We start from the raw sequence: 7550 nt of genomic DNA, 5'->3' as shown, positions 1-7550 counted from the left end.
AGACGATCTGCGGCCGCTCCGGACTCTGCAGGATGTCGCGCCAGCTTCCGATCACCGTGGCCCGGCCGATGATGGCCGGCCAGCCGGGATGAATGCAGGAAATGGCGTCATCGTCCGCCCACATCCGCTCCATTTCGTCGAAATCGCCGGTCGAAAAGGCGGCGTAGAACGCTGCGTTCGCGGCGATCACCTTGCTGTCCTTTGCCATGCCTCTCGGGTGGGGCAATGACAGGCAAAAATCAAGCAAGACTTCCGTCGACTTTCCGTCGATCTGGACCGCAATGCAGCATCGCTGCCCGTTTTGTGGTCACGCCGAGACCAGAATCTCCACCGCACGCCGCGCGCCATCCTTGTAGAGCCGGCCGAGCGCAGCGGTCACGGCTTCGCGCAGGCGCGGCTCGGCGCCCAAGGGCCCGAACACTTTTCCGACGCCGAGCAGCGCGGGTGCCAATCGTTCGGCGACGGGACCTGCCTCGCGCGCCAAGCCGGCGAACTCGGCTGCGAGCGGATCGCGCACGTCGATGGTGCGGCCCTTCTCGTCAAGGCCGCTGACGTAGCGCATCCAGCCGGCCACCGCGAGCGCATGCGTCGCGATCGGCAGGTTCCTGGCGAGACGATCCTGGATCGCGCCGAGCAGGCGCTGCGGCAGCTTTTGCGAGCCGTCCATCGCGATCTGCCAGGTGCGGTGATGCAGTGCCGGATTGGCGAAGCGCTTGAGCAGTGAGGCGCGATAGGCGGCCAGATCTGCGCCTGATGGCATCGTCAATGTCACCGCGGCCTCTTCCATCACCTGCGCGGCGAGGCGCGCGAAATGCGGATCCAGCATGGTGTCGGCGATGGTCTCGTAGCCTGCGAGATAGCCGAGATAGGCCAGCGCCGAATGGCTGGCGTTGAGCAGCCGCAGCTTCATCAGCTCGAACGGCTTGACGTCGTTCACCAGTTCGACGCCCGCGGCGGCAAGATCGGGCCGGCCGGCCGTAAAGCGATCCTCGACCACCCATTGCGTGAAGGGCTCGGTCATGACGGGCCATGCATCGCGTAAACCGAGCGCCGATGAAACCGCATCGCGGTCACTATCCGTCGTCTCCGGCACGATCCGGTCGACCATGGTCGAGGGGAAGGCCACCGTATCCGCGATCCACTTGCCGAGATCCTTCGAGCGCAGCGCGGCGAATTGCGTCACGATCCGCTGTACGGTGTGGCCGTTGGCGGCGAGGTTGTCGCAGCTCAGCACGGTAAAGGGCAGGGCGCCCAGCGCCCGCCGGCGCGCCAGCGCGGCGATGATGAAGCCGGGAGCCGAGCGCGGCGCGTCGAAATTGTTGAGGTCGTGCACGACATCAGGATGCCGTTCGTCGAGATCGCCGGTCTGCGGCGTGTGGCAATAGCCCTTCTCGGTGACGGTGAGGGAGACGATGCGAATGGCGGGATCGGCCATTCGCTCGACCAATCGTGCCGGGCTTTCGCGCGCGACCACGCTGTCGAGCAGCGCACCGATGATGCGGTGTTCGGTGCCTTCGGCTGCACGGATGGCAACCGTATAGAGATGATCCTGCGGGGCGAGGGCATCGCGTGTATCAGGGCTGCGCAAGCTCGCGCCGACGATGCCCCACGACGTCGCGCCGGCGCCAAGACAATCGTCGATGACGACGGCCTGGTGGGCGCGATGAAACGCGCCAAGGCCGAGATGCACGATGCCAGAGGTGACGCGCGAACGGTTGTAGGCCGGGCGGCGGATGCCGGGTGGCAGCCGGTCGAGATTGGCGCGGCCGAGGCGCATGTCGTCTCTCCCCTTGTTTGGCCGCTGCTTGACATGGCGCCCGTCCTCGGTCAATGCTTGCGGTCAATTGGTAAGACCAATTTTCCAAAATTGGCGGGCCGCGGGCAGCGAGAGCTGCCGGCATGACCCTTTCGGGAGGACCAGCGTGCCGCTGGAAGCTGTGGAGGCGAGACGGCTTTATCGCCAAGTCGCCGATCAATTGCGAAGCCTGATCGACAGCGGTGAGTACGCGGTCGGCAGCCGCTTGCCGACCGAGCGCGAACTCGCCGAGCAGCTCAAGATATCCAGGCCGACGGTGCGCGAAGCCCTGATCGCGCTCGAAGTCGAGGGCCGCCTTCGTATCCGCGTCGGTTCCGGCATCTATGTGATCGAGCCTGCGGCGGTTGCGGCGACCGCGCCTGCTTCCGTCATCGAGGGCCCGTTCGAGCTGTTGCGTGCCCGCGAGTTCCTGGAAAGCGCCATCGCCGAAGAAGCCGCGCGCGTGGCGACGAAGGACGACCTTGCCCGCATCGATGCGTCCCTTGTCGCGATGGAGAATGTAGAACACCCCGGCGAAGCCTCGATGGTCCACGACCGCGCCTTCCACGTCGCGATCGCCGGAAGCCTCGGCAATGCCGTTCTGGTGCGCGTGGTCGGCGAGTTGTTCGACCAGCGCCTCAATCCCTATTTCGCGCAGCTTGCGCATTATTTCGAGAGCCCGGGCACGTGGCGCACTGCACTCGACGAGCATCGCGCGGTGCGCGACGCGATCGCGGCGCATGATTCCGGGGCCGCGCGCGAAGCCATGCGCGATCATCTCGCGAGATCCCAGGAGCGCTTTGCGCAGAACTTCGGAGCCGAGAGCGCGGCAGGACCGTCCTCCGGGCGCGCGGCGCGATCGACGGCAAAACCGACAAAACCGGAACGTGCGCCGAAGAAGAAGCGAGCTGCGAGCAGCAGCGCGCGACCGCGATGAGATCGTGCGGCCCGCACCCGCGTTTGGGGGCGGGCGGACAAGAAGCGGATTTAAAAGAAGCAGACTTGAAAAATGGAGGAAAAGTCAGTGTTGAAAAAGATGACAATGGTGCTGGCGGTCTCGGCCGCGGCGATGATTGCTACGGCTGGCGCCGGCATGGCGCAGACCAAGCTCAAATGGGCCCATGTCTACGAGACCTCGGAGCCCTTCCACACTGCTTCGGTCTGGGCCGCGCAGGAGATCGGCAAGCGCACCAACGGGCGCTATGCGATCGACGTCTATCCAGCGTCGCAGCTCGGCAAGGAGGCCGACATCAACCAGGGCCTTTCGCTCGGTTCGGTCGACATCATCATCTCCGGCTCGAGCTTCGCGGCCAAGAGCTTTCCGCCGATCGGCGTGACCTATTATCCCTACACCTTCCGCGATGCCGATCATCTGCTCGCCTACACCAAGAGCGACATCTTCAAGGAGCTCACCAAGGGTTATGAGGACAAGAGCGGCCACCACATCGTCGCGGTGACCTATTACGGCGTGCGCCAGACCTCGTCGAACAAGCCGATCAAGACCTGTGCCGACCTCAAGGGTCTGAAGATGCGCGTGCCCGATGTGCCCGCCTATCTCGCCATGCCGCGCGCCTGCGGCGCCAACACCGCGCCGATCGCGTTCGCCGAAGTCTATCTGGCGCTCCAGAACGGTACCGTCGAAGCCCAGGAGAATCCGCTCACCACGATCGAGGCCAAGAAGTTCTACGAGGTGCAGAAGCACATCGTGCTGACCGGCCACATCGTCGACCATCTCAACACGGTGGTGGCCGGTGCGCTTTGGAAGAAGCTCAGCGACGAGGACAAGAAGACCTTCACCGACGTCGCGCAGGAGGCCGCCGCCAAGGCGACCGCGGAGATCAAGCAGAACGAAGCCAAGCTGGTCGCCTTCTTCAAGGAGAAGGGCCTGACCGTCACCGAGGTCGACAAGAGCGAGTTCCGCGACACCGTGCTGAAGAACGTCGCGTTCGAGACCTTCGGCTACCGCAAGGCCGACTGGGAACGCATTCAGGCGGTGAAGTAATGACGTAGTCGCCATCCCGGGCGGTCCGCTGGACCGAACTACGGTGTGCAATTGCGCACCTGAAAATCTCGCGGTTCCGGGTCTGGTGCTGACGCACCATCCCGGAACGACGTGATCAGTTTGAGGAGCACACCCATGTCCACCGCCGAAACGCACCGGCAGATCACCGCGGACGAGATCGCCCACACCTTCGAGGAAGAGGCGACGCCCAAGGTCGATCTCGGCATCTACGCTTTTGAGGACTGGGTCGCGCTGGCGATCTTCTGGGTGATGGCGCTCGCCGTCTTCCTCCAGTTCTTCACCCGTTACGTCCTCAACGACAGCTACGCCTGGACCGAGGAGATCGCGACCTACTGCCTGATCGGCGTGGTCTTCATCGGCTCCTCGATGTGCGTGCGGCTGTCGCGGCACATCCAGGTCGACCTGCTCTATCGCTATCTTCCGCACCTTGTGGCGCGCGCATTGTCGACAGTGATCGATCTGATCCGGATCGTCTTCTTCGGTTACGCCATCAAGCTGGTCTGGGTCTACATCCAGATCATCGGCGACGAATCCATGACCACCATCAATCTTCCCAAGGACTACGTCTATTACGCCGTGCTGGCGGGCTTCGTGCTGATGTTCGTCCGCTCGGTGCAAGTGGCCATACAACATTTGCGGCAGGGCTACTCGATCCTCGAACGTCCCGGCGCCTACGACGGCTTTGAAGGGTAATTCCATGTTGCTGTTGCTTGGAGGCTTCCTCATCCTCATGCTGCTCGGCGTTCCCGTGGCCATCGCCATGGCGGCGTCGTCGCTGCTCTACATCCTGGTCAGCGGCGTGACGCCCGACGTCACGCTGGCGCAGCGCATGATCGCCGGTATCGAGAGCTTTCCGCTGCTCGCCGTGCCGTTCTTCATCCTGGCCGGCAATCTGATGAACATCGCCGGCGTCACCGGGCGCATCTATAAATTCGCCGTCGCGCTGGTCGGCTGGATGCGCGGCGGCCTCGGCCACGTCAATATCATTGGCTCGGTGATCTTCTCCGGCATGTCTGGCACCGCGATCGCGGATGCCGCCGGTCTCGGTACCATCGAGATCAAGGCGATGAAGGACCACGGCTACTCCACGGAATTCTCCGTGGGCGTCACCGCGGCCTCCGCCACGCTCGGGCCGATCATCCCGCCGTCGCTGCCTTTCGTGATCTACGGCATGATGGCCAACGTCTCGATCGGCGCGCTGTTTCTGGGGGGCGTCATTCCAGGCGTCGTGCTGACGCTCCTGATGATGGCCACCGTCACCTACTTCGCGCACAAGAACAAATGGGGCAGCGATACGCCGTTCTCCTGGCCGCAATTGGGATCGGCGGGGCTCGAGATCCTCGTCGTATTGAGCTTCCCGATGGCTGTCTGGCTTCTGACGGTCGCCGGTCTCTCCACCAATTGGGCAGTTGGTCTCGGCCTGTTCGCGCTGCTCGCGATCGACTGGTACTTCGACTTCTCCGCGGTGATGGCGCTGATGGCGCCGGTGATCCTGATCGGCGGCATGACGCTCGGCTGGTTCACCCCAACGGAAGCCGCGGTCGCCGCCGTGATCTGGTCGCTGTTCCTCGGCCTGGTACGCTACCGCACCATGACGATGAAAACGGTCGCGAAAGCGACTTTCGACACCATCGAGACCACGGCTTCGGTGCTGTTCATCGTCACGGCAGCCTCGATCTTCGCCTGGCTGCTGACGGTGTCGCAGGCAGCCCAGATGCTGTCGGACTGGATGCTCAGCATCACCCACAACAAATGGGTGTTCCTGGCGCTCGCCAACGTCCTGATCCTGTTCGTCGGCTGCTTCATCGACACCACGGCGGCGATCACCATTCTGGTGCCGATCCTGTTGCCGATTGTGCTCAAGCTCGGCATCGACCCGATCCATTTCGGTCTGATCATGACGCTGAACCTGATGATCGGTCTGCTGCATCCGCCGCTCGGCATGGTGTTGTTCGTGCTCGCGCGCGTCGCAAAGCTCTCGGTCGAGCGCACGACGGTGGCGATCCTGCCGTGGCTGGTGCCGCTGATGGTTGCGCTGATCGCAATCACCTACATCCCCGAACTGACCCTCTGGCTGCCGAAATACATGGGACTTTCCAAATGACTTCAACTGCTCTCGCCGCAACCCTGTTTGGCCCCGAAGATCTGCGCATGGTCGAGCATCCGCTCGACAAGCTCGCTGAAGGCATGGTGCGCCTCCGTTTCGGCGCCGGCGGCATTTGCGGCTCGGACATGCATTATTTCCGCCATGCCCGCACCGGCGATTTCGTCGTGAAATCGCCGCTGGTGCTCGGTCACGAGATCTCCGGCGAGGTCGTGGAGATCGCGGGCTCCGCGGCGAACCTGAAGCTCGGCGACCGTGTCGCCGTCAACCCGTCGCGCTGGTGCGGCCATTGCGTCGCTTGCCGCGAAGGCCGGCAAAACCTCTGCGAGAATATCTACTTCATGGGCTCGGCCTCGAAGACACCGCACATGCAGGGCGGCTTTGCCAACTATTTCGACGCGATCCCGGCACAGTGCGTGAAGATTCCCGATCATGTGTCCTATCAGGCCGCGGCGCTCGCCGAACCGCTCGCGGTCTGCCTGCACGCCGTCGCGCGTGCCGGCAACATCGATGGCAAGCGCGGCATCATCTTCGGCGCCGGTCCAATCGGGCTTCTGACCATGCTCGCCGCGCGCCGCGCCGGCATGACCGACATCACGGTGGCCGACATCGCGCCGGCGCCGCTGGCCTTTGCGACCCGGCTCGGCGCCTCTCACGTCGAGAATGTCGCAGCCGGCGAGGAAGGCCTGAAGGCGCAGGCCGCCTCGCGCCCCTACGATGTCGCTTTCGAAGTCTCGGGCACGGCTGCAGGCCTTGCCAGTGCGATCGGTATCGTCAGGCGCGGCGGCGTTGTGGTGCAGATCGGCAATTTGCCGGGTGGCCAGATTCCGGTGCCGGCCAATGCGGTGATGGCCAAGGAGATCGACCTGCGCGGCTCGTTCCGCTTCGGGCTCGAGTTCATGACGGCGGTGGAGCTGATCGCGGACGGCAGCGTCGACGTGCTGTCGCTGGTCACCGCCGAGCGGCCGCTGTCCACCGCGCCGGACGCGCTGCGGCTGGCGCTCGACCGCTCGCAGAGCGTGAAGGTCGTGCTGACCGCGAACTGATCCGGGAGAATTCCTATGATGCTCGAGGGATGGCGCTGGTATGGGCCGGACGATCCGGTCTCGCTGGATGATGTCAGGCAGGCCGGCGCGAGCGACATCGTCTCGGCGCTGCATCAGGTGCCGATCGGCGAAGCCTGGACACGCAAGGCGGTCGAGGAGCGCAAGAACTTCATCGAGAGCGGCCAACCCGGGCGCTCGCGGCTGACCTGGTCGGTGGTGGAATCGATTCCGATCCCCGACGACGTCAAGCGTCTCGGGGCTAAAGCGACGCGCTCGATCGAGACATGGATCGCCAGCCTGGAGGCGGCTGCCGCGGCCGGCATCAAGATCATCTGCTACAACTTCATGCCCGTCGTGGATTGGTGCCGCACCGATCTCGAATGGGAGCTGCCGAACGGCGCCCGCGCCATGCGCTTCGATCAAGACCGTTTCGCGGCCTTCGAGCTGCACATCCTGAAGCGTCCCGCCGCCGTCCAGGAATACTCGCCCGAGCAGCAGGCCCGCGCGAAAAAACTGTTCGAGCAGATGAGCCAGGCAGATATCGACTATCTCGTCATGGTCATCGCCAGCGCGCTGCCGGGC

General features: G+C 64.1%; 8 protein-coding genes. 6 read left to right on the top strand and 2 right to left on the bottom strand.

What is annotated here, in order from left to right; genetic code table 11:
- On the bottom strand, window positions 1–208 hold a 208-nt coding region (locus IVB32_RS18570), incomplete at its 3' end, for a nuclear transport factor 2 family protein (protein ID WP_247410895.1).
- Between the two features lie 99 nt (window positions 209–307).
- Window positions 308–1777 carry a mannitol dehydrogenase family protein gene (locus tag IVB32_RS18565; RefSeq protein ID WP_247370119.1) on the bottom strand — a complete coding sequence of 490 codons (1470 nt, stop codon included), beginning with the start codon at window positions 1775–1777 and terminating at the stop codon, window positions 308–310.
- 145 nt (window positions 1778–1922) lie between these two features.
- Here IVB32_RS18565 and IVB32_RS18560 point away from each other — a divergent pair, with 145 nt between their 5' ends.
- From IVB32_RS18560 to uxuA, 6 genes are all read left to right on the top strand, one after another.
- On the top strand, window positions 1923–2732 hold the full coding sequence (locus IVB32_RS18560) for a FadR/GntR family transcriptional regulator (protein WP_026232647.1): 810 nt from the start codon (window positions 1923–1925) through the stop codon (window positions 2730–2732).
- Window positions 2733–2837: 105 nt separating this feature from the next.
- Window positions 2838–3797 (top strand): sialic acid TRAP transporter substrate-binding protein SiaP, encoded by a 960-nt coding sequence (locus IVB32_RS18555; RefSeq protein ID WP_018453999.1) that lies wholly within the window; start codon window positions 2838–2840, stop codon window positions 3795–3797.
- Window positions 3798–3932: 135 nt separating this feature from the next.
- Window positions 3933–4511, top strand: coding sequence for a TRAP transporter small permease (locus IVB32_RS18550; protein WP_018454000.1), 579 nt, complete (start codon window positions 3933–3935; stop codon window positions 4509–4511).
- Between the two features lie 4 nt (window positions 4512–4515).
- A complete protein-coding gene (locus IVB32_RS18545) occupies window positions 4516–5922 on the top strand; it encodes a TRAP transporter large permease (RefSeq protein ID WP_018454001.1) in 1407 nt (468 codons plus the stop codon).
- A complete protein-coding gene (locus tag IVB32_RS18540) occupies window positions 5919–6968 on the top strand; it encodes an L-idonate 5-dehydrogenase (RefSeq protein ID WP_085351940.1) in 1050 nt (349 codons plus the stop codon). Before IVB32_RS18545 ends, IVB32_RS18540 begins: the two co-directional genes overlap by 4 nt.
- Window positions 6969–6983: 15 nt before the next feature.
- A partial coding sequence (gene uxuA, locus IVB32_RS18535; protein WP_247410893.1) for a mannonate dehydratase occupies window positions 6984–7550 on the top strand: 567 nt, incomplete at its 3' end.

Origin of the sequence: Bradyrhizobium sp. 23 (assembly GCF_023073295.1) — a bacterium.
Lineage (GTDB): Bacteria > Pseudomonadota > Alphaproteobacteria > Rhizobiales > Xanthobacteraceae > Bradyrhizobium > Bradyrhizobium canariense_D.
The sequence above is the reverse complement of the archived record's forward strand: the minus strand, read 5'-3'. Positions and strand labels throughout refer to the sequence as shown.

What these genes read in the sequence shown, in the direction of transcription:
- IVB32_RS18545 (WP_018454001.1), top strand. Translation starts at nt 4,516, where the DNA reads ATGTTGCTGTTGCTTGGAGGCTTCCTCATCCTCATGCTGCTCGGCGTT.
- IVB32_RS18555 (WP_018453999.1), top strand. Translation starts at nt 2,838, where the DNA reads ATGGTGCTGGCGGTCTCGGCCGCGGCGATGATTGCTACGGCTGGCGCC.
- IVB32_RS18540 (WP_085351940.1), top strand. Translation starts at nt 5,919, where the DNA reads ATGACTTCAACTGCTCTCGCCGCAACCCTGTTTGGCCCCGAAGATCTG.
- IVB32_RS18550 (WP_018454000.1), top strand. Translation starts at nt 3,933, where the DNA reads ATGTCCACCGCCGAAACGCACCGGCAGATCACCGCGGACGAGATCGCC.
- IVB32_RS18565 (WP_247370119.1), bottom strand. Translation starts at nt 1,777, where the DNA reads ATGCGCCTCGGCCGCGCCAATCTCGACCGGCTGCCACCCGGCATCCGC.